The 25,675-nt window shown below is 32.5% G+C and carries 23 protein-coding genes; 14 read left to right on the top strand and 9 right to left on the bottom strand.

Features of this window, described 5'->3' with window-relative positions; genetic code table 11:
* Nucleotides 1-136 precede the first annotated feature (136 nt).
* The gene (locus tag DM444_RS11980; protein WP_111286939.1) at nt 137-1,693 is read right to left on the bottom strand and encodes a hypothetical protein; all 1,557 of its coding nucleotides are present in this window, start codon (nt 1,691-1,693) and stop codon (nt 137-139) included.
* 116 nt (nt 1,694-1,809) lie between these two features.
* Here DM444_RS11980 and DM444_RS11975 point away from each other — a divergent pair, with 116 nt between their 5' ends.
* A complete protein-coding gene (locus tag DM444_RS11975) occupies nt 1,810-4,200 on the top strand; it encodes a penicillin acylase family protein (RefSeq protein WP_111286937.1) in 2,391 nt (796 codons plus the stop codon).
* 136 nt (nt 4,201-4,336) lie between these two features.
* Here the strand turns inward: DM444_RS11975 and DM444_RS11970 are convergent, their stop codons facing one another.
* The 4 genes from DM444_RS11970 to DM444_RS11955 all read right to left on the bottom strand — a co-directional run bounded on the left by DM444_RS11970 (nt 4,337) and on the right by DM444_RS11955 (nt 9,147).
* Complete coding sequence (locus DM444_RS11970) at nt 4,337-4,780, bottom strand: hypothetical protein (RefSeq protein ID WP_111286935.1); 444 nt, start codon at nt 4,778-4,780, stop codon at nt 4,337-4,339.
* A 142-nt stretch (nt 4,781-4,922) separates the two neighbouring features.
* Nucleotides 4,923-6,383: a serine hydrolase gene (locus tag DM444_RS11965; RefSeq protein WP_111286933.1), complete on the bottom strand. Its 1,461-nt coding sequence runs from the start codon at nt 6,381-6,383 to the stop codon at nt 4,923-4,925.
* A gap of 371 nt (nt 6,384-6,754) precedes the next feature.
* Nucleotides 6,755-8,287, bottom strand: a complete 1,533-nt coding sequence (locus DM444_RS11960) for a serine hydrolase (RefSeq protein WP_111286931.1) — start codon at nt 8,285-8,287, stop codon at nt 6,755-6,757.
* Nucleotides 8,288-8,358: 71 nt separating this feature from the next.
* A complete protein-coding gene (locus tag DM444_RS11955) occupies nt 8,359-9,147 on the bottom strand; it encodes a helix-turn-helix domain-containing protein (protein ID WP_111286929.1) in 789 nt (262 codons plus the stop codon).
* A 164-nt stretch (nt 9,148-9,311) separates the two neighbouring features.
* Here DM444_RS11955 and DM444_RS11950 point away from each other — a divergent pair, with 164 nt between their 5' ends.
* Entirely contained in the window at nt 9,312-10,757 is a 1,446-nt protein-coding gene (locus tag DM444_RS11950; RefSeq protein ID WP_111286927.1) for a DUF1214 domain-containing protein, read from the top strand.
* Between the two features lie 50 nt (nt 10,758-10,807).
* Here DM444_RS11950 and DM444_RS11945 read toward each other — a convergent pair whose 3' ends face one another.
* Nucleotides 10,808-11,401: a GNAT family N-acetyltransferase gene (locus DM444_RS11945; protein WP_111286925.1), complete on the bottom strand. Its 594-nt coding sequence runs from the start codon at nt 11,399-11,401 to the stop codon at nt 10,808-10,810.
* Nucleotides 11,402-11,616: 215 nt separating this feature from the next.
* Between DM444_RS11945 and DM444_RS11940 the strand changes: the two genes are divergently transcribed.
* A complete protein-coding gene (locus DM444_RS11940; protein WP_111286923.1) occupies nt 11,617-12,960 on the top strand; it encodes an FAD-dependent oxidoreductase in 1,344 nt (447 codons plus the stop codon).
* A 130-nt stretch (nt 12,961-13,090) separates the two neighbouring features.
* Here DM444_RS11940 and DM444_RS11935 read toward each other — a convergent pair whose 3' ends face one another.
* Nucleotides 13,091-14,608, bottom strand: coding sequence for a helicase HerA-like domain-containing protein (locus DM444_RS11935; RefSeq protein ID WP_111286921.1), 1,518 nt, complete (start codon nt 14,606-14,608; stop codon nt 13,091-13,093).
* Between the two features lie 381 nt (nt 14,609-14,989).
* Between DM444_RS11935 and DM444_RS11930 the strand changes: the two genes are divergently transcribed.
* The 8 genes from DM444_RS11930 to DM444_RS11895 all read left to right on the top strand — a co-directional run bounded on the left by DM444_RS11930 (nt 14,990) and on the right by DM444_RS11895 (nt 21,459).
* Nucleotides 14,990-15,814: a MotA/TolQ/ExbB proton channel family protein gene (locus DM444_RS11930; RefSeq protein ID WP_008464979.1), complete on the top strand. Its 825-nt coding sequence runs from the start codon at nt 14,990-14,992 to the stop codon at nt 15,812-15,814.
* Nucleotides 15,815-15,855: 41 nt separating this feature from the next.
* Nucleotides 15,856-16,467 carry an ExbD/TolR family protein gene (locus tag DM444_RS11925; protein ID WP_111286919.1) on the top strand — a complete coding sequence of 204 codons (612 nt, stop codon included), beginning with the start codon at nt 15,856-15,858 and terminating at the stop codon, nt 16,465-16,467.
* Between the two features lie 19 nt (nt 16,468-16,486).
* Nucleotides 16,487-17,053 (top strand): ExbD/TolR family protein, encoded by a 567-nt coding sequence (locus tag DM444_RS11920; protein WP_111286917.1) that lies wholly within the window; start codon nt 16,487-16,489, stop codon nt 17,051-17,053.
* Between the two features lie 30 nt (nt 17,054-17,083).
* On the top strand, nt 17,084-17,884 hold the full coding sequence (locus tag DM444_RS11915) for an energy transducer TonB (protein WP_111286915.1): 801 nt from the start codon (nt 17,084-17,086) through the stop codon (nt 17,882-17,884).
* Nucleotides 17,884-18,114, top strand: coding sequence for a hypothetical protein (locus DM444_RS11910; RefSeq protein ID WP_111286913.1), 231 nt, complete (start codon nt 17,884-17,886; stop codon nt 18,112-18,114). Before DM444_RS11915 ends, DM444_RS11910 begins: the two co-directional genes overlap by 1 nt.
* A gap of 2 nt (nt 18,115-18,116) precedes the next feature.
* The gene (locus DM444_RS11905; protein WP_111286911.1) at nt 18,117-19,040 is read left to right on the top strand and encodes a PstS family phosphate ABC transporter substrate-binding protein; all 924 of its coding nucleotides are present in this window, start codon (nt 18,117-18,119) and stop codon (nt 19,038-19,040) included.
* 18 nt (nt 19,041-19,058) lie between these two features.
* A complete protein-coding gene (locus DM444_RS11900) occupies nt 19,059-20,726 on the top strand; it encodes a tetratricopeptide repeat protein (RefSeq protein WP_111286909.1) in 1,668 nt (555 codons plus the stop codon).
* Nucleotides 20,727-20,826: 100 nt separating this feature from the next.
* Complete coding sequence (locus DM444_RS11895; protein ID WP_111286907.1) at nt 20,827-21,459, top strand: 7-carboxy-7-deazaguanine synthase QueE; 633 nt, start codon at nt 20,827-20,829, stop codon at nt 21,457-21,459.
* 75 nt (nt 21,460-21,534) lie between these two features.
* Here the strand turns inward: DM444_RS11895 and DM444_RS11890 are convergent, their stop codons facing one another.
* Both DM444_RS11890 and DM444_RS11885 read right to left on the bottom strand, forming a co-directional pair.
* Complete coding sequence (locus tag DM444_RS11890; protein ID WP_111286905.1) at nt 21,535-22,080, bottom strand: YfiT family bacillithiol transferase; 546 nt, start codon at nt 22,078-22,080, stop codon at nt 21,535-21,537.
* A gap of 20 nt (nt 22,081-22,100) precedes the next feature.
* Nucleotides 22,101-22,808, bottom strand: coding sequence for a class I SAM-dependent methyltransferase (locus DM444_RS11885; protein WP_111286903.1), 708 nt, complete (start codon nt 22,806-22,808; stop codon nt 22,101-22,103).
* A gap of 72 nt (nt 22,809-22,880) precedes the next feature.
* Here DM444_RS11885 and DM444_RS11880 point away from each other — a divergent pair, with 72 nt between their 5' ends.
* The 3 genes from DM444_RS11880 (at nt 22,881) to DM444_RS23630 (ending at nt 25,472) form a co-directional block, all read left to right on the top strand.
* Nucleotides 22,881-23,375, top strand: a complete 495-nt coding sequence (locus tag DM444_RS11880) for a YkgJ family cysteine cluster protein (protein WP_111286901.1) — start codon at nt 22,881-22,883, stop codon at nt 23,373-23,375.
* Nucleotides 23,376-23,474: 99 nt separating this feature from the next.
* Nucleotides 23,475-24,710, top strand: coding sequence for an ABC transporter permease (locus DM444_RS11875; protein ID WP_111286899.1), 1,236 nt, complete (start codon nt 23,475-23,477; stop codon nt 24,708-24,710).
* 501 nt (nt 24,711-25,211) lie between these two features.
* Nucleotides 25,212-25,472: a hypothetical protein gene (locus tag DM444_RS23630; RefSeq protein ID WP_162614958.1), complete on the top strand. Its 261-nt coding sequence runs from the start codon at nt 25,212-25,214 to the stop codon at nt 25,470-25,472.
* Nucleotides 25,473-25,675 lie beyond the last annotated feature (203 nt).

Below are 25,675 nucleotides of genomic sequence, written 5' to 3'. Positions count from 1 at the left end.
CGGATTAAAATAGAGACAAATGAAGAAAAATATTTCATCCTAAAACCTGATAATTGTCAGGTTTGTAAATTGTTGAGAAAGTTTTTCCGCCACGAATTCACGAATTTAATTTAAAACAATTCGTGGCGGAAAAAAACTATATCAAAATCTTCTTCAAAGATTCTGCAATGCTTCTCCATAAAAGGTTGTAAAACGATCTATCTTGAAGCCGTTCTACTTCAACTTCAGCCGTTTTCGCTTTATCTTTTGAATCATTTTTTACGAATAAATTGGCAACAGCCGTTTTAAGTTTGGCTTCTTTTTCAGGGTTTTTCTTTTTGTATAATTTCACTTTTAGATCATCATAATCTAAAGAAGCATTTCCTTTTGAGCCGTTATCATTTCCGTAAAAATTGAAACGGTATTTATTAAAAGTTCCAGTAAAAGTTGTGCCAATGTAAGGTTTGCTGAAACGCGTCATTGCCGCAACATCAAAATTTGAAATCACGCCTTGAATATGAAATCCGTCGCTTTTGTCTAGAACATTAAAATTCCAATCGACATCTAAAGGAGAATTTTTCATAAAAATACATTTGACTTTGATCTTCACATCATCCATTTTTTTCAAACCAAAACCACTTCGCAGATTGGTTGCTTGTAAATTGAATTTGTCAAAAGTTAGCACTCCTGGCCCTTTGGCAAAATCAAGTTCTTCTTCATAGACCAGTTTCGATTTTAAAACCTGAAGCGTATCAATTTGAAGCGGGAATTTTAGATTTCTCAGTAAATGATTGTATAGATATTTCTTGCTCAAATCGTCTTTCAGCATTTTTCCGCGGTAAATATTGGCATCAAAATGATTAATCACTAGCGAATTTGCTTTGAAATAAAAACGGTCATTTTTAAAACCCCAATCCATTTTTTCGACTTGAGCCGAGTCGAACTTTAAGTTGTAAATATCCTTTTCTTTTTCAAGGCGTTTTAGAAAATCATTTCGCTCAAATTGAGGCAGAGTAGAGAAATTATTGATTTTTAAGAAATTCTTTTCGGTGCTTATTTTTCCAATATTGATATAATAAAAACCATTTGGTCTATAAAACAAACTGTCAATTACTAAAGCATAACTTTTATATTGAAGCGGAATTTTTTCTTTTAAAGTTGCATCAGTAATTAAAATTCCTTCCAGTTTTAAAAGGATTTTTTTAATACTGAAAATAGGTTTTTCTGTATCTAAAGAAACAACATCGATTACTCCTTCGTTCAAATAAATATTCGAAACGGCAACAATTTTTCGGAACGGATCGATAATTTCTTTTTCAATGCTTTTGTGATTATTAATTAATTTTTCTCCTTTTTTATATAAAATGATTCGAGGTTTATTGATGATAATACTTTCTGCCTGAATAATATCGCGAAAAGCCAAATCCCAAATATTGAAATGTTTTATGGTAATAGATTCTATTTTAGAAAAAAGTCCATTTTTGCTGTCTTTTGGTTCGTTTTTCGGACTTACCAATAATGTTTGTGCGTAGATATTTCGAGAAAAAAGGGAGACTTCAATTTTTTCATAATTAATATTATATGCCGTTTTGTTTTTTTCGTGAATAATAATAGGAAGTTGCTTTTTTATCCAGTAATTCAAACCAACGTTGGCCAAAATCACAATGATAAATAGAGAAATTAGTCCAATCGCTATTTTTTTATATATTGACATTTATAGTATTAATTTTAAATACATAAATTTAGACTTTAAAAAATGTTGTTTCTTATAAAATTTTATAGAAAAGTTACATCATTACGAATTTTGATCCATTTTACTTTTTTTAGAATATGAGAATAATTAAAAAAATCCTGCTTGTTTTATTGGTTTTGATTGCAGTGCTTGCGATTGGTTTGTGCGCTTATATTTTTCATTTGAAACCAAAATATGAAGGTTCACTTCAATTAAAAAATCTCGAAAAAGAAACTACGGTTTATTTTGATGATTTTGGAGTTCCCCATATTTATGCAGATTCTGAAAAAGATGCCATGACCGCACTTGGTTATGTACATGCACAAGAAAGATTGTGGCAAATGGAATTATTACGCCGAATTGCTCCAGGGCGTTTGTCTGAAATTTTCGGCACGGTTGCGCTTAAAAACGATAAGTTTTTTGCTGGAATTGGAATCGAAGAAGCTTCGGCGAAAGCCATTGCTAGATTGGATAAAAACAGCGAAAGCTATAAACTGACTCAGGCCTATTTGGACGGGATTAACCAATATTTGGATGAAGGAGTTACGCCAATAGAATTCACTTTGGTTGGTGTCAAAAAACAAAAATTCACAATAAAAGATGTTTATAATATTTTCGGATATATGTCTTTCAGTTTTGCGATGGCGCAGAAAACAGATCCATTATTGACGGATGTTAAAAATAAATATGGCGTTGCATATTTGAAAGATTTAGGGATTGAAGGAGAATTCAATAACACAAGAATTAAAATTTCAAAAGAAAAAACAGAAGAATATACCGAGATTTCAAAATCTATAACTGCAATGTTGGATCAATCTCCGATTCCGCCGTTTGTTGGAAGTAACAGCTGGGTTGTTGGGCCACATAAAACGAAAACTGGAAAAGTTATTTTTGCGAATGATCCGCACATTGGGTTTTCGCAACCTGCAACTTGGTACGAAGCACATTTGGTAACGCCACAACATGAATTATACGGCTGTTATTTGGCAGGAACTCCGTTTCCGCTTTTAGCGCACAACAGAGATTATGCTTATGGATTAACGATGTTTGAAAATGATGATATCGATTTTTACCAAGAAAAAAATAAAGCAAACGATGCTTCTCAATATCAAACTCCAACGGGTTTCAGTAAATATGAAATCAGAAAAAAAACGATAAAAGTAAAAGATTCTTCAGATGTTGTGATGACGTTTAAAATAACGCGTCACGGTCCAATTATGAACGATTTGATGGAACGTTTGGAAAAGAAAAATCCAATCGCAATGTCGTGGACTTACACGAGAGAACCAATTCAGATTTTGGATGCAGCATACGGACTTTCGCATGCTAAAAATACAACTGATTTTAAAAAAGCAGTTTCTTTAATTGCTGCTCCTGGATTAAACGTAATGTATGGAGATGCAAAAGGAAATGTGGCTTGGTGGGCGAGCGGGAAATTGTACAGGCACAATGAAGGCGTTAATACACATTTGATTTTAGACGGTTCAAGCGGAAAAGAGGATATCACTAAATTTTTAGATTTCGAACAAAATCCGTCGGCGGAAAATCCAGAATGGGGATATGTTTATTCTGCAAACAATCAGCCAGAAGCTATTGATAATGGTTATTTATATCCAGGGTATTATTTGCCAGAAGATCGTGCGAAAAGAATTTCGGGAATTCTAAATGCAAAATCAGATTGGGATAAAGAAGCGATCAGTAAAATGATTTACGATAATACTTCGGATGTTGCAGTTGAGGTTTCTAAAAATTTAATGGCAAGTTTAGATAATAAGCTGCTTTCGAATAATGAAAAAGAAGTTTTAAAAGTTTTAAAATCTTGGAAAGGAACAACAAACTTAGAAGATGTTGCGCCAACGATTTACAATAAATGGATTTATTTGTATCTGAAAAATACATTTGAAGATGAAATGGGTAAAGACAATTTCAATTTATTTTTGGGAATTTCTACTGGAAAACAAGTTATTGCAAATCAGATAAAAAATGAAAATTCGGTTTGGTGGGATAATATTAAAACCAAAAATGTAAAAGAAACCAGAACAGATATTGTTTCAAAATCATTTCACGATGCGGTTATTGCTTTGCAAAATCAATTAGGAGAAAATGTTTCAGAATGGAATTGGGGCAAAGTACATACTGTAGAACACGAACATCCGCTTGGAAAAGTTGCAGCACTTCGCGGATTATTTAATGTTGGACCTTTTAATTCTCCAGGTTCAAATGAAGTGATTAATAATTTATTTTTCGGATTTAATGATGAAGGAAAATATTACACTAAAGGCGGACCTTCAACAAGAAGAATTGTCGATTTTGCTGATGTAGAAAACAGTTGGAGCATTTTACCAACAGGACAATCTGGAAATCCTTTCAGCAAACATTACGACGATCAAGCCGAAATGTACAACGCAGGAAAGTTCAGAAAAATGAAATTGAACAAAGAAGAGATTATAAAAACTTCGACCAAACTGGTTCTGAAACCAACGAAATAGTTTTTGTTTGCTTCGCCTGTTCGAACTGAAGCTCTCGAGTCAGGTTTCAAGTTTCAAGTTACAATCTTTGTCAAAGTTTTAAACTTTGACAAAGGTTAAAAAGCTTAGAAACTTAGCATCTCAGAACCTTGACGCCTTATTTAGAAATATACTTCCCCAAAACAATATCATTTGCAAAAATGTTCAGATTATTAATTAGAACCTTATTGTTAGTCATAACATTTTGTTTTTGATAAGCTGGGTCTTTTTCATATGCTTTTAATAAAATTTCCAGTTCAACTTCATCAAAAACAACAAAACTGTTGTAAATCGCATCTCTGAAATTTTTGTAGTTAATGCTTCCCGTAATTTCCATTGCTTTTTGTTCATTCCAGCCTTCTTTCGCGGAAGCTTCATTTATTTTTGCCAGACAGAAATCAATAACATAGTTTTTATAATTGGCAGCTTCAACAATTTTGTCAATTATGATTTTGTTTTGCTGCGTTGGCATCAGCGGATGATTATTTTGAGAGAAAGATTTTGCAGAAATAAAAAGGCATAATAATACAGCTAGAAAACTGTAGTTTTTTAGATTTTTCATAGGTTTTCAATTGTTTTGGGAAAGGCGAAAATAGTACTTTTTTAAAATAAATCTTCAAATTTCACTGTTACAAGTTGTAACAAAAAAAGCTCCTATAAAATCTTATTTATCGGAGCTTTTTTTTAAATTATTTTCTAAAAAATTACTTGGCTTTATTTTTTAAAAGCTCGTCTAGAACTTTTTTACCGTTTTCATTTGTTGGATCTAATTCAACGGATTTTTTATAATTTGAAATCGCTAATTTTTTATCACCATCAGCTAAATAAGCTTCGCCTAAACTATCATAAACATTTCCAGATTTAGGGAAAGTTTCTACATTGATTTTGAAAATTTCAATAGCTTCTTTCTTTTTCCCAGTTTGCAGTAACTGATATCCAACTCTGTTCATATCATCTTCCTTAATAGCATAAGACGGATCATTTTTTAGCTTTTTAAAAGTCTCAGTTCCTGCAACAGCACCTTTTTCTGTATAAACATCTAATAATTCAAGCGCCAATGATTTTTTTGGTTGCTCAAATGGTTTGTTGTACAGTATAGCTTGAATTGCATCGGTCATTTCACCTAAAACAGTTCCACCAGTATTGTTTAATAAAACTACCAAGTTTTTATCTGTAAAAATGCGTGAAATGATGGTATTAAAGCCATTTATTCCACCGCCATGACCAACCATCTTCAGTTTGCCTTTATCTCCATTATCAAATTCATCCACAAACCATCCATAACCATAAGAGGCGTCTCCAACTTTTATGTAAGGTTTGAATAAAGATTCCATTGATTTTTCTGAAAGCAATTTATTGGTATAAAGTGCCTGATCCCATAAATATAAATCTTCTACTGTTGAGTATAAAGATCCTGCGGCATACGGAATACTCATATCAACATAAGGTGCATTGCTAATTAATTTTCCTTTTCTTTCATAACCAGCAGCTCTGTTTTTTAAAATTACATCGCTGTGATCGTATCCAGAATTAACCATTTTTAAAGGTGTGAAAATAGTTTCCTGTAAATATTGCTCGTAGGTTTTACCTGTAATTTTTTCGATAATATATCCCAATAAGAAATAACCAGAATTGCAGTAATTGAATTTTTCACCTGGCGCAAATTCAAGGGGCAAACTTGAGAACGTTTTTACAAATTCTGCTGGAGTGTAAGGATTTCTAGCTTTATCTTTAAAGAAATTTGGTGAATTGGTATAATTCGGAATTCCTGAAGTATGCGTCAATAAATGATGAATCGTGATTTTATCGCCATTTTCTTTTGGATAATCTGGAAGGTAAGTAGTAATTGGAACATCCAGTTTTATTTTTCCTTCTTCTGCTAATTTTACAATTAAAAGCGCAGTAAATTGTTTACTGATAGAACCCAATCTAAATTTCGTATCAGGCTGATTTGGAATATTCCATTCCATGTTAGCAGAACCAAAACCTTTTTTGAATATCACTTTTCCGTTTTCAGCTACCAATGCAGAACCATTAAATTGTCCGTATTCGTTGTATTTGCTTAAAAGCTGTTCGATTTGCTGTGCTTTATTTTGAGCAAAAATGCTCACCATTGAGAGTTGAAAAGCGACAAAGAGCGCAATAAGTTTGATTGATTTTTTCATAATGGATTGATTATGGTTTAGATTAATGATTGATTCGTTTTTGATTGATGATTGAAACTTCGTAATAAAAAGATATTCAATAGGTTAAATCGAAATTACGATTTTTACTTGAATAAAATTAATGCTGATAAAAGTTTAGACGATCATTTTGCGAATTGGTTTCAAGATTAATCCATTTTTTTTATTTTTTTTCAAAATATAAAAAAGTAGAGCACAGACCAAAGTAACTTTAAAAGCTGGCCTATGCTCATAACTAACAAATATTTTCAAGAATATTAAGTAGTTAAAACTTTACTTATATATAATAATAAAAGGATAAATAATTTTAGCATGTTACTCAGATTAAGGTTAATATCTGATTGTGATAGAAATTATTTGGTTTCGATATCGATTATTTTTCTGCCGTTTTCTCCTAGATAATGAACGAGGATATTTTCATAAACTTTGTAGCCATCGTCAACATTCGTAAAAATGATTAAACCTTGCTTTGTTTTTGGAAGCATAAAAACGATAGTCTGAACACCTTTATCAGCTCCGCCATGAGAAAGCGCGTAATTTTCGTTTCCTAAATCATAGATTTCAAAACCCAAACCAAAATATTTGTTTTTTTTTGTTTGGACTTGATGCGAAACCATTTCGTCAAAAACCTTTTGGCTTAAGCCTTCGCTGTTCATTACGCTTGATAAAAATTTGCCATAATCTTCAACTGTAGTCAAAAGATCGTCTGCGGCGCTTGCCGTTTTATTTTTAGTTGGTTCATAAGCATTTCCGTCTTTATCATAATTAGTTGCATATCTCGAAAGATCAATTTTATCATTCCAGATCAATTGAGAATCGGCCATTTTCAAAGGATCAAAAACTAATTCTGAAGCCAATTGATCTAAAGTTTTATGGAATTTCTTTTCTAAAGCTTTTCGCAAATATTCCATGCCTTCTCCAGAATATTGATATTGTGTTCCGGGTTTGAACTTGAAATCCAGTTTTTTAGATTCGTTCAAATACCTCCAATTCGGAAAACCAGTTTGATGGCTTAAAATAATTCTTGTAGTCAATAATTTATGATTCGGATCTTTAGCAATATCTGGATCAATCCAATATTTATCAAGCGGTTCGTCTAAATCCCATTTTCCTTGCGAAACTAGTTTTAAAGTTACAATTGCCGTAACAGGTTTGGTCAACGAAGCGACATTCCAAATCGTATTATATGGCGCAGCAACGCCTCTTTTAAGATTGCCAAAAACTTTTACCTGTTTTAGTTTTCCGTCAGAAATAATTCCAAGTCCTAAAGTCGGAACATTATTTTCTTTTAGCCATTTTTCAGTTTCTGCATCATTGTCAAAAAGACTGTTTTTTTCTTCTATCGAATTAGTGGGTTGATGATCGTAACTTAAAATTCGTTTCAATTTCCAAACGTTGTTTTCTAGAACCCAAAGATGTGAAAACCTTGCTTTTCCAACTAATTTTTCGTTTTTCTTTAAGAACGGTTCGCCTTTGTTTGTCTTGTTTTCATAGAAATAATGAATTCCAGTTTGTAAAGCAGCATACAAAACTCCGTTTTTATATAACGGATAAATTTTAGTGCTTTCATCAACTAGTTCTCTTCTAGATTGATACGTTGTTGGAGAAGCGCATAAACCGCTTTTCATCGTTTTTACAAAATCCGCTTTATTCGAAAGTCCGTTTTTATCATGGTAAAATTCTAATTGATCGCTACAAAGGCTTTCAGATACAGAAATGTCGCAGGTATTAAAACCGACATCAAAAAGCAAACTGTCGAGCGACATGATGGTTTTGTACAATTCGGAGTTTTTTTCTTCTTGCGAAAAAACGGTTTGAAAAGAGAAAGCTAAAATTCCAATTAAGAAGGTTTTTAATTGAAAATGAATGTGATGGATGATTTTCATTTTGTTGATTGATTGATGATTTTACAAAAATAAATCAATCAAGATTAACAAAATTGTACAAATGCGAAATCTTATCTTTTTTGCGAAAGAAAATACATTTCTGGATTAAACATTTTTGGAGTTATTTTAGTCACGTCTTTAAACTTTCTGATAAAGTGCGATTGATCGAAATATTTATTGTAAAGCGCAATTTCGGTTAAACTCATTTTCTCTAAATCGGCATTCAGCATTTGATCAACCGATTTTCTGAATTTTAAAATCTGAATGTATTTTTTAATCGTAAGCCCAGTCGCCGTTTTAAATTTTATTTGAAGTAATCGCTGCGAAGAATTCAACAATTTTCCTATTTCTGAAACTGAAATTTCATCTTCATGAAGTCTTATAATTTCACAGATTTTTTCAATTGTATTTTGATTTGAATCTGCTAATGCTTCAAAATAAGTATTTATTGTTTTTAATACTTTTTCAATATCAGATTGAATCTCAAGTTTAAAAGGCAATTCAGCTGAATTAATTTTAATAATCGAATCTGTAAAATTGTTCAAATCGTATTTTGGAAACATTGAAAGTGTCCATGTATGCAATTGAATAATCGTAACTTTTGTTTTCGGCCGAATATTAACGAGCACTTTATTAGTCATTTGAGAACAGAAATAAATGCCTTCGTTCATTTCGCATTTGTTTTTACTCGTATGGACTTCAATTGCATTGCCGCTCACAACGGCCAAATTAAAACAGCCATTTGGTAAAACGAGTTTATTTTCTATCAGGCTTTCGCCAATGCTGTTATTCAAACACCAAATTTTATTGACGAATCTCTCGGTTTTCGGACTTACATAATGTTCTGAATATAACTGCATTTATTTTTCTGAATTAAAAACTCCTATTCTGTTTCAAATTTAAGCCAAAAAAATGGTTTCATTTTATAAAGTGAAACCTAATAGAACTGTGAGAATAATTTTATTTTCCTTGCATGCTTTACATTTGATTGGAAATTCCTGTCTAACAAATTAACTCAGAAGCGATGAAAAAAATTATTCCTAGTATATTTTTGTTAATGTGCTTTATTACAGCTTGTAAAAAAGAAAATAAAGAAACAGCAGTTAATCAGAATGAAAAAACTCCTCAAACCAGTTTTCAGCCTGAAAATATAAAAGAAAAAATACTCTACAACAGAGCTGTCGAAGCGGCTATTTGGGGAATACCAGCAGTAAATTTTCAGCTTATGTATAAAGAGATGGAAAAACTTAACGGTTCTTACAATCAAATTGTGTATTGGCCGGGTTTATTAAATTGGAAAAATCAAACTCTTACTCCAAATCCAGATGTTATATATTTAATGCCTTTTTTCAATACTGAAAAAGGGCCAGTAGTTTTAGAAATTCCTCCTGCAGACAATGGCGTTTTTAACGGAAGCGTGATGAATTACTGGCAAGCAGCTATTGAAGACGTTGGGCCTGGAGGAATGGATAAAGGAAAAGGCGGAAAATATCTTATTCTGCCTCCTGGTTATGATAAAAGTAAAATTCCGTCTGGTTATTTTGTAATGCAGTCTGATACGTATCGTGGTTATGCACTTTTGCGTTCGGTTCTAAAAAGCGGTAGCCCCTCAGATGTCAAAACCGCTATTGATTATAGCAAAAGAGTAAAATTATATCCTTATTCTGAAGCTTCAAATTCGCCAAAAACAACATTTGTAGATGCTTCAAAAGCAGTTTATGATTCCGCTATTAAATATGATGAAAGTTTTTATCAAACATTAAATGAAATAGTTCAGCAAGAACCTTTTCTTGAGCGTGATAGAGTAATGATTGATCCTCTAAGAACAATTGGGATAAATAGGGGACAAAACTTTAGTCCTGATGCAAGAACTAAAGAAATTTTTAAAGCTGCTGTTAATGAAGCGAGGGACTGGCTTATTTATAATTACGAAAATATAAAACCTTTTTACGGAAGTGCTAATTGGTTTTTTCCGGCAGATGAAGAGAATATAAAGAGTGTAAAGAGTTCTTTTGGTATAAAAGAAATTTACCCAATTGATAATAGAGGCATTTGTTATATGATAGCTTTTTTTAGTGCAAAACATCTAGGAGAATCTCAATATTATCTTATGGCGATAAAAGATAAAGAAGGTAATATATTGAAAGGAAGCTCCTCTTATAAAGTGATAGTTCCTGCAAATGTTCCGGTAAAACAATATTGGTCAATGACGGCTTACAACCGTGATACACATACTTTTATTCGAGATTTAAAATGGGCAGCGCGTTCTTCTCAAACACCTGGAATTAAAAAGAATTCCGACGGAACAGTTACTTTGTACTTTGGGCCAAAACCACCGCCAGAAGGAGAAAGTAATTGGGTTCCGACAGATCCAAAAGGCGATTTCGAAATACTAGCAAGATTCTATGGACCAACTCCAGCATTGTTCGATCAATCTTGGAAGCTGAATGATATCGAGAAGGTTAATTGACTCAAAAACAACCCAGCTTAAAAACTGGGTTGTTTTTTATTTCAAAAGTCTCAAACAAATTCCGAAAAATATTCTTTTTTAGTATTTTCCCATTCTTCCAAAATAATACTGAAATAAACATCAGATTTACTTTTTCCTTCAGAATCAACATAATTGTTTCTGAAAACGCCTTCTTTTACAGCGCCCAATTTTTCAATGGCTTTTTGTGATCTTATATTTTCAAGATCTGCGCTGAATTGTATTCTTCTAAATTGAATTTTTTCGAAACCAAAATTAAGCAGTTCAAATTTGCAGGCCTGATTTAATCCAGTTCCCTGAAATGCTTTTCCGTACCAAGTCCAGCCAATTTCACATTTTTGACTGGCGTGATTTAAATAGCCATAACGCGTACTTCCAGCAACTTTGTTAGTCGCTTTGTCAATTATTAAAAAAGGATAACAAATGCCGTCTGTTTTTTGTTTAAATGTACTTTTTATATAGTTTTCGAAATCTTGATCGTTTCGAACATACATTTCCATATATTTCCAAATTTCGTCATCAAAAATGATTTCTTTCAATTCTATATTCCTTTCGTTTTCAAATGGAATTAAAAGCACTTTCTCATTTTCTAAAATAATGTCTGATTGTACTATTTCGCTGTTCATGAATTTTTATTTTATCTAATGAAGTAATGAAGAGCGAAAGTAATTGTTTGATTTCTTTAAACAAATCAAATAAAACAACAATTTGTTATATTTTTAAAAAGATATAAAACAGACTAATCTTTCTGAATCACTATTTACACACAATTTGTTCATTTATTTTACGGCTCATGTATAATTATTAGTTATTTTTACGACCCAATATTAGATTTTCCTCGATGCAAACTTCATTAAAAATTGCTGTTGTTGGTTCCGGACTTGTAGGGTCGCTTCTGGCAATTTATCTTAAAAAAGCTGGTCACACCGTTCATGTTTATGATCGTAGCCCAGATATCCGAAAAATAAATTTCTCTGGCCGTTCTATTAATTTAGCAATGTCTAATCGTGGCTGGAAGGCTTTGGATGCTGTTGGCGTTGGCGATTCGGTTCGAGAAATTGCAATTCCGATGGATAAACGTGCAATTCATTTGGTCGATAAATTGAATTTTCAGAATTATGGACAAGAAGGCGAATCGATTTATTCTATTTCAAGAGGAAAACTAAACAGAAGAATGATCGATTTGGCTGAAGAAGCTGGAGCTGAATTTCATTTTGAACAAAAAGTTTGGGATGTTACTTTAAACGATGCAACACTTCATATTGGCGAAAGCGAAAGAGGGGAATGGGAAGAAAGAAAGTTCGACATGGTTTTTGGTGCCGATGGAGCTTTTTCTAGAATTCGTCATAGAATGCAGCGTCAGAGTATGTTTAATTATTCTCAGGAATTTTTAAATATGGGTTACAAAGAATTGAATATTCCAGCAAACCCTGATGGAACACATAAGTTAGATAAAAATTCATTTCATATTTGGCCGAGAGGCGAGTACATGCTAATTGCACTTCCTAACCTAGACGGAAGTTTTACTTGTACCTTATTTATGCCTTTTGAAGGAGAAAATTCTTTTGAATCGCTTGTAGATCGAAAAATGGTCGAAGATTTCTTCGAGAAAAATTTCCCAGATTCAATTGAAGTGATTCCAGAATTGGCAAACGATTTCTTTAAAAACCCAACAAGTACATTGGTTACAATGAAATGTTTTCCTTGGACTTACGAAAATAAAATTGCCTTAATTGGAGATGCCTGCCATGCAATTGTTCCTTTTTACGGACAAGGTATGAATGCTGGTTTTGAAGATATTACGGTTTTGAACGAAATGATTGAAAAGTACGGAGATGATTGGAAAAAGATCTTCGCAGAATATCAAATTTCTAGAAAACCAAATGCAGATGCAATTGCTGAACTTTCGTATCGAAATTTCTTGGAAATGAGTACCAAGACTGCAGATGAAAAATTCTTATTGCAGAAAAAAATAGAAAAAGTCTTTTCAGACAAACATCCAGATAAATGGATTCCGCTTTATAGCCGTGTTACTTTTAGTGATCGCCCGTATGCCGAAGCCTTGGCAATTGGAGATTATCAAAACGGAATTATGGAAGAAGTGCTTCGAATGGAAAATGTCGAAAACATCTGGAATACACCAGAAGTTGAAAATAAGATTCTGGAATTACTAGAAAAAAGATAAAATTTTTAAACCAATAAGTAAATATAATACTGTGCGCAAAATAAACCCGACAGGTTTTAAAAATCTGTCGGGTTTTGTATTTGTAAAATTAAATGAACTAATATTACTTAATATGGTTTAAATAAGTTTTTTACTTCTTTAGAAATTTAGATAAAACTCCAAAAACGCCTCTTATAAAGGTAGCGCTTGTAACAACTTTCAAAACAGATTTTGTAACAACCTCTGTAGTACTTGGTTCTGATTTTGACGATTTTGCTGGAGCTTGTTCTTCTTGCTGTGCTGCAACTTCAGCTGCTTGAGCTAATTTTTTATTTAAGATTTCGAAAGCACTTTCGCGGTCAATTTCTTCTTCGTATTTCTTAACCAATTTTGATTTTCCATTTATTTCCTCAATTTCTTGTGCAGATAAAATGTCCATTCGGCTCATTGGTGCACGCATCATTGTAGCAACAAGCGGAGTTGGAATACCTTTTTCGTTAAGCGCGGTAACCAAAGCTTCTCCAATTCCTAAACTCGTTAGTAATTCGTCTGTTTTATAATATGGAGAAGTAGGATAATTGTCGGCAGTTTTCTTAATTGCCTGACGGTCATTTGCTGTAAAAGCTCTAAGCGCGTGCTGAATTTTCAATCCAAGCTGAGCTAAAACACCGCTTGGAACGTCCATTGGGTTTTGGGTTACAAAATAAATACCAACACCTTTTGAACGAATCAGTTTTACTATTGTTTCAATTTGTTCCAATAAAGCTTTGCTTGCCTCATTAAAAATTAAATGCGCTTCGTCAATAAAAATTACCAATTCAGGTTGTTCCGCATCTCCTTTTTCTGGCATTTTCTGATAAATTTCTGCCAAAAGACTTAACATGAAAGTCGAGAATAATTTTGGCTTATCCTGAATATCCGTCAAGCGGATGATATTTACGTAGCCTTTCCCGTTTTCGTCGATTCGCATCAAATCATCAGTTTCAAATGATAATTCGCCAAAAAACAAATCACCGCCTTGCTGTTCCAATTCAATAATTTTTCTAAGAATTGTTCCAGTTGTTGCTGTTGAAATTTTTCCGTAACTCGCAGCAATTTCATCCTTGCCTTCCTCAGTAATATAATTGATTACTTTTTTAATGTCTTTTAAATCAAGCAAAGGCATTTGGTTATCATCGCAGTATTTAAAGATAACAGCCACAACACCAGCCTGAGTGTCATTTAAATCCAGGATTCTGGAAAACAAGACAGGTCCAAACTCAGAAACTGTGGCGCGCAGTCTAACTCCATCCTGTTTAGATAAAGACATCAGCTCAACAGGAAATGATGATACATTATAAGGTATATTTATTTTTGCATGACGTTCTGTAATGAAACCTTCTTCTTTACCTTCTTTAGCAATACCACTAAAATCTCCTTTAATATCCATCATTAAAACAGGAATTCCAGCATTAGAAAGCTGTTCAGAAAAGACCTGAATTGTTTTCGTTTTTCCTGTTCCTGTTGCTCCAGCAATTAAGCCATGACGATTTAAAGTTTTCAGCGGAATTTTGACATGTGCTTCTGCAAGTGGCTCACCATCAAGTATTGCGCCTCCTAGAATGATGCTGTCACCTTTAGAAGAATACCCTGTATTTATATCTGCAATAAAATTGTCTTTTTTATTCATGTTTTTATTTGTAATTTAGTTGGTTATATGAGTATTGCTGTGTGTTTGGGCATTTTTATTATAGTTTTTTTTAGTAAGAAAAAGCTTTTTTTGATTGAAAATTTAATAAAAAAAAAATTCTCAGCTTTTTAAGAAGATATCAAAGGAATCTTTGAATATTTACTAAAACGTTGTAATTTTTCCAATTATAGTCCTTTTTTTTGGTTTATCTAAAAAATGATGCCGGCAATTTAATGAGATATTTTTTAAATTGAAGTTAAATTTCGGTCAATTAAATTAAAAAAAGTTTTTTTATTTAAACTAAACGTATAAATTTGCTCCTCTACAAGTTAAATATAACTAAAAAATAAAAATTATTTAAAACTATTAAAATTAAAAAAAATGGCAAACGTTAAAGTTAAAAAAGAAAGCACTTCAAATGGGGGAGGAATGATTACTGGAATCATTATTGTTGCGTGTATCTTAGTAGGGGTGTTTATTTGGAAAGTAATCATGGGGGACTCTGCGAACTTCGAAGGAGGTAATCCAGAAACTGGACATCCAATCAATACATTAGGACAAGTTTATAAAGGAGGTTTCATTGTACCTGTATTATTAGGTATGTTTTTAATGGTTGTTGTTTTTTCTATCGAAAGATTTATTGTTATCGGTAAAGCTGCTGGAAAAACTAACCTTGACAAATTCATGAAAAGTGTTCAAGGTAGTATTAAAGAAGGAAACATCGAAGCTGCTATCGCTTCTTGCGACAAACAACAAGGTTCAGTTGCAAATGCAATTAAATCTGCTTTGGTAAAATACCAAGATGTTAAAAAAGAAGGATTCAATAGCGAAGAAGCTTCAGAAGTAATCCACAAAGAAATTGAAGAGGCAACTTCATTAGAAATGCCAATGCTAGAGAAAAACATGACTATTATCTCTACTTTAGTATCTTTAGGTACATTAGGAGGATTATTAGGAACTGTATCTGGTATGATTAAAGCGTTTGGTGCGTTAGCTTCTGCTGGTACTCCTGACCAAGCTGCTCTTGCAACAGGTATCTCTGAGGCACTTATCAACACTGCAACAGGTATCTCTACTTCTATCTTAGCAATTGTTTCTTACAACTTCTTTACTGCTAAAATTGACGATTTAACTTACTCTATCGATGAGGCTGGTACTACAATCGTTAATACTTACAGAAAATTCAGAGGAAGTTTAAGACAATAATTAATTTTTGATTTTATATCAAAAAAATAAAATAAAAGATAATGGCTAAAATAAAAATGAAAAAGAAGTCTACATCGACAGATATGACTGCGATGTGTGACGTAGCGTTCCTTTTGCTTACGTTCTTTATCTTAACCGCGACTGCTAAAGTGCCAGAGGCACTACCTGTAGATACTCCTGCATCTACTGTACAAACTAAATTGCCAGATACAGATTTGGCGATTATTACAGTAGGAAAAGGAAAAGTATTTTTTGACATCAAAGGAAGAGAGGTTCGTAAAAGAACTCTTGAAGGAATGGGTGCAAAATATGGTATTGAATTTTCAGAAGAAGATAAAACCAAATTTGCTCTTATGGATGATTTTGGTGTGCCAATTACAGGTTTAAAGCAAATCATTGATATGAAAGCGGCGGACAGAACCAAGGCAAATCAACCTGGGATTCCTTTAGACTCTTTAGACAATCAATTAAAAGAATGGCTTCTAATTTCTCGAAGAGCTACAATTGACCTTGATGACAAAGAATTGCAAATTGCAATTAAAGGAGATGCTAAGGAAGAATATCCAAAAATTAAAAAAATTATGGATATCTTACAAGATCAGAAAATCAATTCCTTTAACTTAGTTACAGGTACGAGAGGGAAAGACTTTTAATTAAAAAAAATACACTAAAATGGCTGAATTAAATACCGGCGACGGCGGTGGTGGTAAAGGTGGTAAAGTAAGAAGCAAGAAGCAGAATTCGAAAGTCGATTTAACGGCAATGGTGGATTTGGCATTCTTATTGATCACATTCTTTATGTTAACTACTTCGTTGTCAAAACCTCAATCGATGGATTTATCATTGCCAAATAAAGATGAGGATCCTAATAAACCAAACGTGGACACGAAGGTAGATGAGAATCGTACCATGACTGTAATGTTAGGGGCTGATAATAAGATGGTTTTCTATATGGGGTTATTAGCGACACCAAAAGTTGGGCCAAAGGATATTGCATATGGTAAAGATGGTATCCGTAAAGAACTGTTAAAACAAAAGAAAAATGTTTTAGCTTATTCTACAGCTTTAGGGAAACCTAAAAACGGAATCATTGTAATCATCAAACCAACGAAGAAATCAAATTACCGTAATTTGGTTGATATCTTAGACGAGATGGCTATTACTGGAGTTGAAACTTACGCGATTGTTCCTGAGTTTACACCAGAGGAAACGAAATTAATAGATAAAAAAGCTGAATAATCTTTTTTATCAAATTAAAAATCAAGAGATATGAAATTAGATATTATAAAAAATCAGTGGCTTGATATCGTATTCGAAGGACGTAATAAGATATATGGTGCATATGAGCTGAGAAAATCGAACGGAAAAACAACTGTGAAAGCACTTGTTATCGGTTCACTTATCTTTAGCGCTGCTGTGGCTGCTCCTCTTATTGCAAGTTTTTTACCAGATTCTACGGAAGAAGATGTGAATAAAGATATCAAGATTGCAACGGTTAAATTACCTCCTAAAAAAGAGGAAATTAAACCAAACACTCCACCACCGCCACCACCACCACCAAAAGTGGATCAGGTAAAATTCGTAAAACCTGTGGTAGCGAAAGCTGAGGAAGTTACTGAGGATCCGCCAAAAATTGTGGATTTGAAAGACAAAAAAGTTGGAGCCGAAACTATTAAAGGAGATCCAGATGCAGTATTAACTGTAGATGAACCAGTAGGAACAGGACCTGTTTCTCAAGTAGTAGAAGAAGATAACAACGTTTATAACACAGCTGGTATCGAGGTAAAACCAGATTTCCCAGGAGGAATTGATAAATTCTACAAATTCGTAGGAAACAATTACAAAACTCCAGAAGAAGAAGGTTTAAAAGGTAAAGTTTACGTTACGTTTGTAGTTGAAAAAGACGGGTCGTTAACAGATATTAAAGTTTTAAGAGATATCGGTTACGGTACAGGAGCAGAAGCAATTCGTGTTCTTAAAAAATGTCCAAAATGGACTCCCGGCGAGCAAAATGGTAAAAAAGTTAGAGTACTTTACTCTCTGCCTATTACTATTCAATCTGCAGAATAATGTTAAAAGATATGCTTAATAATATTCAGAAGAAATCGCTCAAAGAGCGATTTCTTCTTGTTTTAGGAATACTGTTTTTTTTAATTTATCTTGTACTCGGTTTAATGATTATGTTTTGGGAAAAACTACCATTAAATATGGAACCAAAATATAGATATGCTTTTGGTGGATTACTAATTGTATATTCGGGAATAAGATTTTTAAGATTAATTAATTCAAAAGAAGAATAATTATGTTGAAATATAGTAAGGCTTTAGGTTTGATAGTTTTTGTCTTTTTGTTTGCCATGTGCAACCAAAAAAGCAAAAGTGAAACTGAAAAAGAAACAATTTTAAAAGGATCACTTGATATTACTGTCGATGAAACGGTAAAACAAATCGTAGACGATCAGGTTGCAGTTTTTGAGGGTACTTACTATGATGCAAAAATTACGGTTAAACCAAAATCTGAAGCCGAAGTAATTAATGATTTATTAAATCAAAAGGCTAAAGTTGTAATTACCACACGGAATTTAACAAAAGAAGAATTAGCTCGTTTTGATAAAAGTAAAATCAATCCAAGAGTAACACCTTTCGCTCAAGATGCAATTGCATTTATTTCAAACAAGAACAATAATGATACACTTATTGCGTTGAAAAGTGTAATCGATTTTATACAAGGTAAGCCAGATTCTAAAATTAAAGGGTTAGTTTTTGATAATCCTAATTCTAGTACTGTTCGTTACATGAAAGAATTAGCAAAGGTTAATGCTATTCCAACAAATGGAGTTTTCTCTTTTAAAACAAACAATGAAGTAATAAAGTTTGTTTCTGAAAATGATGGAATGATTGGAGTTGTTGGTGTAAATTGGTTATATCAACCAACACCAGATATGACAGAAACGATTAAAAAAATAAATGTTTTGAGTGTAAAGGGATTAAATGGTACTGGATACTATAGTCCTACACAAAACGACCTGGGAGAAGAGAAATATCCTTTGGCACGTGATTTGTTTATTATCAATTGTCAAGGCTATTCTGGGCTAGGAATGGGGTTTGCTTCATTCATCGCAGGAGACATCGGTCAGCGTATAGTTTTGAAATCAGGTTTATTGCCATACAAAACTCCTGGACGAAAGCTTAAAATTAGAAGTGAAATTATAAAAGATAAAGAATAAATTAATTACGATAAAAAGATGAATAAATTTAAAATTTTAGGTCTTGCACTAGTTGCCTCTGCTACGGCGGCAAAAGCGCAAGATATCAACCAAGCAAAAAAGGCAATTGATGCAGAGCAATTTGATAAAGCTAAAACAATGCTTAAATCAATCATCAAATCTAAACCATCTGATGGTGAGGCAAATTTTGTTTTAGGAAACGTTTATTTAAATCAATCTGTTGTAGATTCTGCTAAAATCTATTACAATAATGGATTACAAGCTTCTGATAAGAAAAACTTAAACTATATTGGTTTAGGTCAATTAGATCTTGATGCCAAAAATACAGCGGCAGCTCAAGCAAATTTCGCTTTAGCTACTAAAGACATGAAGAAAAAAGATGTAAATGAGTTTATTTATATCGCTAGAGCTTACATGAACTCTGAAAATCCAGATTATAAAAATGCTACTGATGTTTTAAAACGTGCTCTATTAGTTGATCCTCAAAATGCTCAAGCTCTTTTGGCTATTGGTGATGCTTACTACGGAGCAAACAATCAAAATGATGCTTATAAAGCATACCGTGATGCTTTTACAGCTGACAATACTTTGTTAAGAGCTAAAATGCAATTAGGAGTTTTATTAAAAGGTGCTAAATCGTATGATGAAGCTATTAAATCTTTCAATGAAGTTATTGCATTAGATGCTAATTACGGACCAGTTTACAGAGAACTTGCTGAAACATATTACAAATGGGCTAGAAATAAACCTTCTACTTCTAAAGTTAATTTACAAAATGCAATTACAAACTACGAGAAGTATTTAAGTTTAACAGATTATTCTCTTGATTCTAAAATGCGTCACGCAGATTTCTTAGTTTTAGTAAAAGATTACAAAAACTTAGAAGTTGTTGCTAACAAAATGATTGCTCAAGATAAAGTTAATCCTAGAATCTTTAGATATTTAGGTTACGCAGCATACGAAAACGGAAATGTTGATGTAGCTATTAAATCTATCGAAGATTATATCAAAACTCCATCAAATAAAGTAATTGGAAGAGATTATTTATACTTAGGTCTTTCTAAAATTAAAAAAGGAACTGATGCAGCTGGAAATGTAGAGCAAACTGCTTTTGATGCAGGTCTTGCAGATATTAAAAAAGCGGTAGAAATGGAGCCTTTAGTAGTTGAAGAATTAGCTGATTTTGGAAAAGCTTTATTTGGTAAAAAACAATATTTACAAGCTGCTTCTATTTTTGAACTTGGAGCTGGCAACTCAGAATCTAAAAACTATTTAGATGACAGTGTTTACTACGGTATCTCTGTTTATTATGCAAACGTAAATAAATCTACAGGAGCTCCAGATGCTGCAGCTTTAGCAAAAGCAGAAGCTACTTTCGATAAAATTTTAGTTGCATCTCCAAATTACGATGAGGCTTACTTATACAAAGCAAGAATCAACAGATTGTTAGAGAAAGATGATGTAATGACTAAAAACTACGAAGATTATGTAACTAAAATTACTGCTAAAGGTGCTGATGAGTTAGCTAAACCAGCAGTAAAAACTAAATTTATTGAAGCTTACAACAATATAGCTGCTAGTTACGCTAATACTGACAAAGCAAAAGCTATCGAGTACTTCAATAAAACTTTAGTGTTGGATCCAGCAAATGCTTACGCTACACAATCTTTAAAATCTTTAAAATAATTTAGATTTTTAAAATAAATGAAAAACCGATAGTTCAAAAGCTATCGGTTTTTTTTGTTACGTATTTTATTGACTATCTTTGCACTCTTAAAATATTAAAATGTTACCAAAAGAAATACAATTAGAAGTAAATAAAGGAGCTATGCTTCCTTTGATGGAAGAATTCTATACCATTCAAGGGGAAGGTTCGCATACAGGAAGAGCTGCTTATTTTATTAGAATTGGAGGATGCGATGTAGGATGTCATTGGTGTGACGTGAAAGAAAGCTGGAATGCCGAACTTCATCCGCCAACAAGTATTGATTTAATTGTGGATAATGCAGCGAAGTACGCTGACACAGTTGTTGTAACTGGTGGAGAGCCATTGTCTTGGGATATGACTCTTCTAACAAAACGTTTGAAAGAAAGAAATTTAAAAGTTCATATTGAAACTTCTGGTGCTTTTCCGTTATCAGGAACTTGGGATTGGATTTGTCTTTCTCCGAAAAAAAATAAATTACCTACACAAACGGTTTATGACAATGCTCACGAACTAAAAGTGATCATTTACAACAAACACGATTTTATTTTTGCCGAAGAACAGGCAGAATTAGTAAACGATAATGCAATTTTATTCCTTCAGCCTGAATGGAGCAAAAAAGAAGAAATGACCCCATTGATTGTCGATTATGTTATGAATAATCCAAAATGGAGGGTTTCATTACAAACACATAAGTATCTTAATATTCCATAAAACAAAAAAATCTCTTCAAGCGAAGAGATTTTTTGTCTATTATGAGTATACACTGTATAAAAAATAGACAATCAATTATTTCCAGTTTTTATAATTTTTTAAAGTTGTAATGTGAGCTAAATGATGATTACCGTGCCAAGCGTAAGATCCTATAATCTTCTTTAGTTTGTTTTCTGAATTATCGGAAGGATGAATAAAAGTTTTTTCTAAATCAGATTCAGATAAATTTCTCATAATATAACCTAATCTAAAATGAAGACCTTTCAGTAAATCTAAAGTCGGTTGAATAGGCATAGTTAAATTATCATTTAATTCAGACCAAAGAACTTCATCATAAGCTTTAATAACAGGATTATTTTCTGTTAAAGCCCATTTAATTCTGATGTAACAATTCATGTGACTTTCAGCGCAATGGTGAATAACCTGTCTAACGGTCCATCCATCTGGACGATATGGAGTGTCCAATTGCTCATCAGTTAAATGAATTGTTTCTTTTGCTAATTTTTCTGGAAGAGCTTCAATTTCTTTAATTCTTTCAGAAAGATACTCCGTTGAATAATTTTCTGGAGCAATAAATTTTCCGATGGGATATTTTAATTTTTCTAAATCTAGTTCTTTCATAAGTTTTATTGTGGTTTGTTTTAAATGGAAAGTTTCGCTAAATAATCATAATGATCGCCTTCAAGAACAAGTTCGCAATTAAAACCATTCGAAATTGCTGCATTTTGAAGCGTATTGTAATCTAAATACAACCAATCAAAAGACTCTTCTTTTTCTCCTTTATAGCTAATATTAAAAACAAGTTCTCCATAATAATCATTTTCAGACGGAATCCATTTTCCGCCGTCTTCATCTTCATCAAACATATAAATGATATCAGAACTGTCAATTAAAATTTGTCCTCCAGGATTTAAAAGTGATTTTAATTTAGTTAAATAGGTATTGCAGTTTTTTAATTGGCCAAAAATACCAGTTCCGTTCATTAAAAGTAAAATAGTATCGAATTTTTCTCCTTCAAAATCTAGAATATTTTCAACTTTAGCATTTTTTATTCCTCGAAGTAGGCAAGTTTCGATTGCTTTTTCTGAAATATCAATGGCAGTTACATCCAAACTGCGTTCATTTTGTAAGGAAAGAGCATGACTTCCGGCTCCGCATCCTACGTCTAATATTTTTCCTTTTGCCAATTGTAAAGCCTTTTGTTCAATTTTTGGCATTTCATTATAATTGCGAAAAAGATATTCAACGCTCATTTCGTCTTCTTCAGAAATTGAAGTTTCGGTAATAATATCCTCGGGCGAATTTTTGGTGTAAAAATCAAATATCGCTTTCCCAAAAAGATCTTTCATTGTTTTAGTGTAAAGTTTAAGGTTTCAAGTTCAAAGTTGTTTAATTTTGCAGATCAACTTTAAATTTTAAACTTGAAACAGATTTTAAATAACTTAAGTAAGTTAGCCAAAGATAAGCATAACGAGAATAAAAAGTATTTCGATAAGCTTAAAAAGAAACAGCCAAAGAATTTAGATTACATTATGCAGGATTTGCACAATGCAGAATTTAAAAGAACTGACTGTTTAAAATGCGCTAATTGCTGTAAAACAACGGGTCCGCTATTTACATTGGCAGATATTGAACGAATTTCGAAACATTTTAGACAAAAGCCACAGCAATTTATCGAACAATATCTTCGAATTGATGAGGACAAAGATTATGTTTTGAAAAGCGTTCCGTGTACTTTTTTGGATAATGAAAATTATTGTATGATTTATGATGTTCGTCCAAAGGCCTGCAGAGAATTTCCACATACAGACCGAAATAAATTTTATCAGATTTCAAATCTAACTTTGAAAAATGTTGAAATTTGCCCAGCAGCATTTAATATTGTAGAAGAAATGAAAAAGAAACTGCCACTATAACTAAAAACTGGTAATTGTTTCTAATAATATCTTGATTTCCTTTTTTAAGATGTATTTTTGAGAAAGGAATAATTAAAGAACATAAAGAAAACTCATAATTTGAATTTAGAATATTTCATAGCCAAAAGACTTATTACTGCAAAAGATTATAAAAGCAGTATTTCGGCACCTATTATAAAAATTGCTATTTCTGCGATCGCAATCGGAATGATTATGATGATTGTTTCTGTGGCAACAGGAATTGGTCTTCAGAAAAAAATTCGTGATAAAGTTTCTGCTTTTAATGGTCAGATTATAATTTCGAACTATGATAATAATAATTCTGAAGTTACAACAGTTCCAATTTCAAAGAAGCAAGATTTCTATCCAAATTTTAAATCAGTTCCAGAAGTCAGTCATATCCAAGCAGTGGCTAGTAAAGCAGGAATTATACGAACAGAAAATGCATTTGAAGGAATTATATTTAAAGGAGTTGGAGCCGATTACGATTGGAATAATATAAAAGAATATATTGTAGAAGGTAAACTGCCTGATTTTACAAAAGCATTAAATGAAGATGTAATTATCTCTAGATTTCTTGCAGATCGTCTAAACTTGAAAGTCGGAGATCAATTCAATACTTTTTTTATAAAGGAAGAACAAGGAAAGCTTCCAAACAGTCGCCGATTTAAAATTGCTGGAATATTTAATTCAGGATTTCAGGATTTTGATGCCACATATATTATTGGTGATATTCGACATATTCAAAGAATCAATAAGTGGAACGAAGACCAAATCGGGTCATTTGAGATTTTTGTCAAAGATTTTAATACAATTAAAGAAGTAGGAAATAAAGTTTACGAACAAACGTCTTCAAATCTCGATACAAAAACCATTGTCGAAAAATACAGTTACATTTTTGACTGGCTCCAGCTGTTTGATTTTAATATCATAATCATTTTAGCGGTTATGATTCTTGTGGCTACAATTAATATGGTCGTAGCTTTGTTAGTTCTTATTTTAGAAAGAACCCAAATGATTGGGATTTTAAAGTCTATGGGAGCTAATAACTGGTCAGTTCGTAAAATATTTTTATATAATGCCTTCTATTTAATCCTTCGCGGACTTTTTTGGGGAAATCTAATTGGAATTTCATTGTTGTTGATCCAGCAGCAATTTGGAGTGATCCAGTTAAATCCTGAAAATTATTACGTAAATCAAGCTCCAGTTTATTTAAATTGGATTTATATATTATTGTTGAATTTGCTTACGGTAGGCATTTGTTTTCTAGTTTTATTAATACCGTCTTATATAATAACGAAAATATCTCCAGTAAAAGCGATTCGTTTCGATTAAAACAAAATCTAATCAATAAATAACCCGACAGGTTTTAAAAGCCTGTCGGGTTTGTTTTTTGTGTACATATATAATATGTATGATTTGAATATTATGGTTTTTAAGGAGCTGTTTCCCGCTATCCGCTTCAATCTTTTGCTTTTTAAAGAAAAAAGCAAAAGGATTTCCGCTCCTATCGGGGCTAGGGCATCGGTTTCCAGAAGAAAGGGAAGGCAGAACTTTGCGCCTTGGCGCCATTGCGGGATTAAAAACGGCAGAAGCTTAACCCCTGAACTTTGATTTTTCTTCAAAAACCAGACATGAAGAGCAGAAAACTGTCAAAATCCCATCCAAAAAAAGCCCTCAAAATGAAGAAGCTTTATTGCAGTACAGAAAAAACCTATAATTCTTCAGGAAAATACGGATTGTAAAGAATCCGCTATCAGCGAGTTAGGAAAAAGTTTAGAAAAAGATCAAAAAAAGCGGATAAAAAGCTTGCGCAAGCGGAAAAAGGTTCTACTTTTGCACCCGCAACAGCGAAAGGCGCTCATCGAAATACTGGCAGGAAAGAAGAATCGGATGAAAAGAAATTTTCTGAAAAAAGATTCGGAAAAGCTTGCGGGATTTGAAAATGCTTTTTATATTTGCACCCCGCAAAACAGGGAAAATTCATTGACAGACTGGGAGGAAAAACGAAAAAATGGGACGAAAAAAAAGTTTCAAATTTTTTTAGGTTTTTCTTGCAGGAGACAAAAAGAATTTTTAGTTTTGCACCCGCTTTGAAACACAGGCGAAGACAAAAAGAAAGATACGTTCGTAGACATATTGAATTGACAGCCGTTTTAAGAGAGGTCTTAAAACAAAAAGAATAAGAGCAGTAGAATCGGAAGATTCGAAAAAGAACCGATAGATTTCGTTGAGATATAATATAAAAATATACGATGAAGAGTTTGATCCTGGCTCAGGATGAACGCTAGCGGCAGGCT

Source organism: Flavobacterium ginsenosidimutans (assembly GCF_003254625.1).
Classification (GTDB): domain Bacteria; phylum Bacteroidota; class Bacteroidia; order Flavobacteriales; family Flavobacteriaceae; genus Flavobacterium; species Flavobacterium ginsenosidimutans.
This window is presented reverse-complemented; position numbering and strand designations above follow the sequence as displayed.

Excerpts from the sequence above, each read along its gene's own strand:
- DM444_RS11980 (WP_111286939.1), bottom strand. The coding sequence starts at position 1,693 with ATGTCAATATATAAAAAAATAGCGATTGGACTAATTTCTCTATTTATC.
- DM444_RS11975 (WP_111286937.1), top strand. The coding sequence starts at position 1,810 with ATGAGAATAATTAAAAAAATCCTGCTTGTTTTATTGGTTTTGATTGCA.
- DM444_RS11970 (WP_111286935.1), bottom strand. The coding sequence starts at position 4,780 with ATGAAAAATCTAAAAAACTACAGTTTTCTAGCTGTATTATTATGCCTT.
- DM444_RS11965 (WP_111286933.1), bottom strand. The coding sequence starts at position 6,383 with ATGAAAAAATCAATCAAACTTATTGCGCTCTTTGTCGCTTTTCAACTC.
- DM444_RS11960 (WP_111286931.1), bottom strand. The coding sequence starts at position 8,287 with ATGAAAATCATCCATCACATTCATTTTCAATTAAAAACCTTCTTAATT.
- DM444_RS11955 (WP_111286929.1), bottom strand. The coding sequence starts at position 9,147 with ATGCAGTTATATTCAGAACATTATGTAAGTCCGAAAACCGAGAGATTC.
- DM444_RS11950 (WP_111286927.1), top strand. The coding sequence starts at position 9,312 with ATGAAAAAAATTATTCCTAGTATATTTTTGTTAATGTGCTTTATTACA.
- DM444_RS11945 (WP_111286925.1), bottom strand. The coding sequence starts at position 11,401 with ATGAACAGCGAAATAGTACAATCAGACATTATTTTAGAAAATGAGAAA.
- DM444_RS11940 (WP_111286923.1), top strand. The coding sequence starts at position 11,617 with ATGCAAACTTCATTAAAAATTGCTGTTGTTGGTTCCGGACTTGTAGGG.
- DM444_RS11935 (WP_111286921.1), bottom strand. The coding sequence starts at position 14,608 with ATGAATAAAAAAGACAATTTTATTGCAGATATAAATACAGGGTATTCT.
- DM444_RS11930 (WP_008464979.1), top strand. The coding sequence starts at position 14,990 with ATGGCAAACGTTAAAGTTAAAAAAGAAAGCACTTCAAATGGGGGAGGA.
- DM444_RS11925 (WP_111286919.1), top strand. The coding sequence starts at position 15,856 with ATGGCTAAAATAAAAATGAAAAAGAAGTCTACATCGACAGATATGACT.
- DM444_RS11920 (WP_111286917.1), top strand. The coding sequence starts at position 16,487 with ATGGCTGAATTAAATACCGGCGACGGCGGTGGTGGTAAAGGTGGTAAA.
- DM444_RS11915 (WP_111286915.1), top strand. The coding sequence starts at position 17,084 with ATGAAATTAGATATTATAAAAAATCAGTGGCTTGATATCGTATTCGAA.
- DM444_RS11910 (WP_111286913.1), top strand. The coding sequence starts at position 17,884 with ATGTTAAAAGATATGCTTAATAATATTCAGAAGAAATCGCTCAAAGAG.
- DM444_RS11905 (WP_111286911.1), top strand. The coding sequence starts at position 18,117 with ATGTTGAAATATAGTAAGGCTTTAGGTTTGATAGTTTTTGTCTTTTTG.
- DM444_RS11900 (WP_111286909.1), top strand. The coding sequence starts at position 19,059 with ATGAATAAATTTAAAATTTTAGGTCTTGCACTAGTTGCCTCTGCTACG.
- DM444_RS11895 (WP_111286907.1), top strand. The coding sequence starts at position 20,827 with ATGTTACCAAAAGAAATACAATTAGAAGTAAATAAAGGAGCTATGCTT.
- DM444_RS11890 (WP_111286905.1), bottom strand. The coding sequence starts at position 22,080 with ATGAAAGAACTAGATTTAGAAAAATTAAAATATCCCATCGGAAAATTT.
- DM444_RS11885 (WP_111286903.1), bottom strand. The coding sequence starts at position 22,808 with ATGAAAGATCTTTTTGGGAAAGCGATATTTGATTTTTACACCAAAAAT.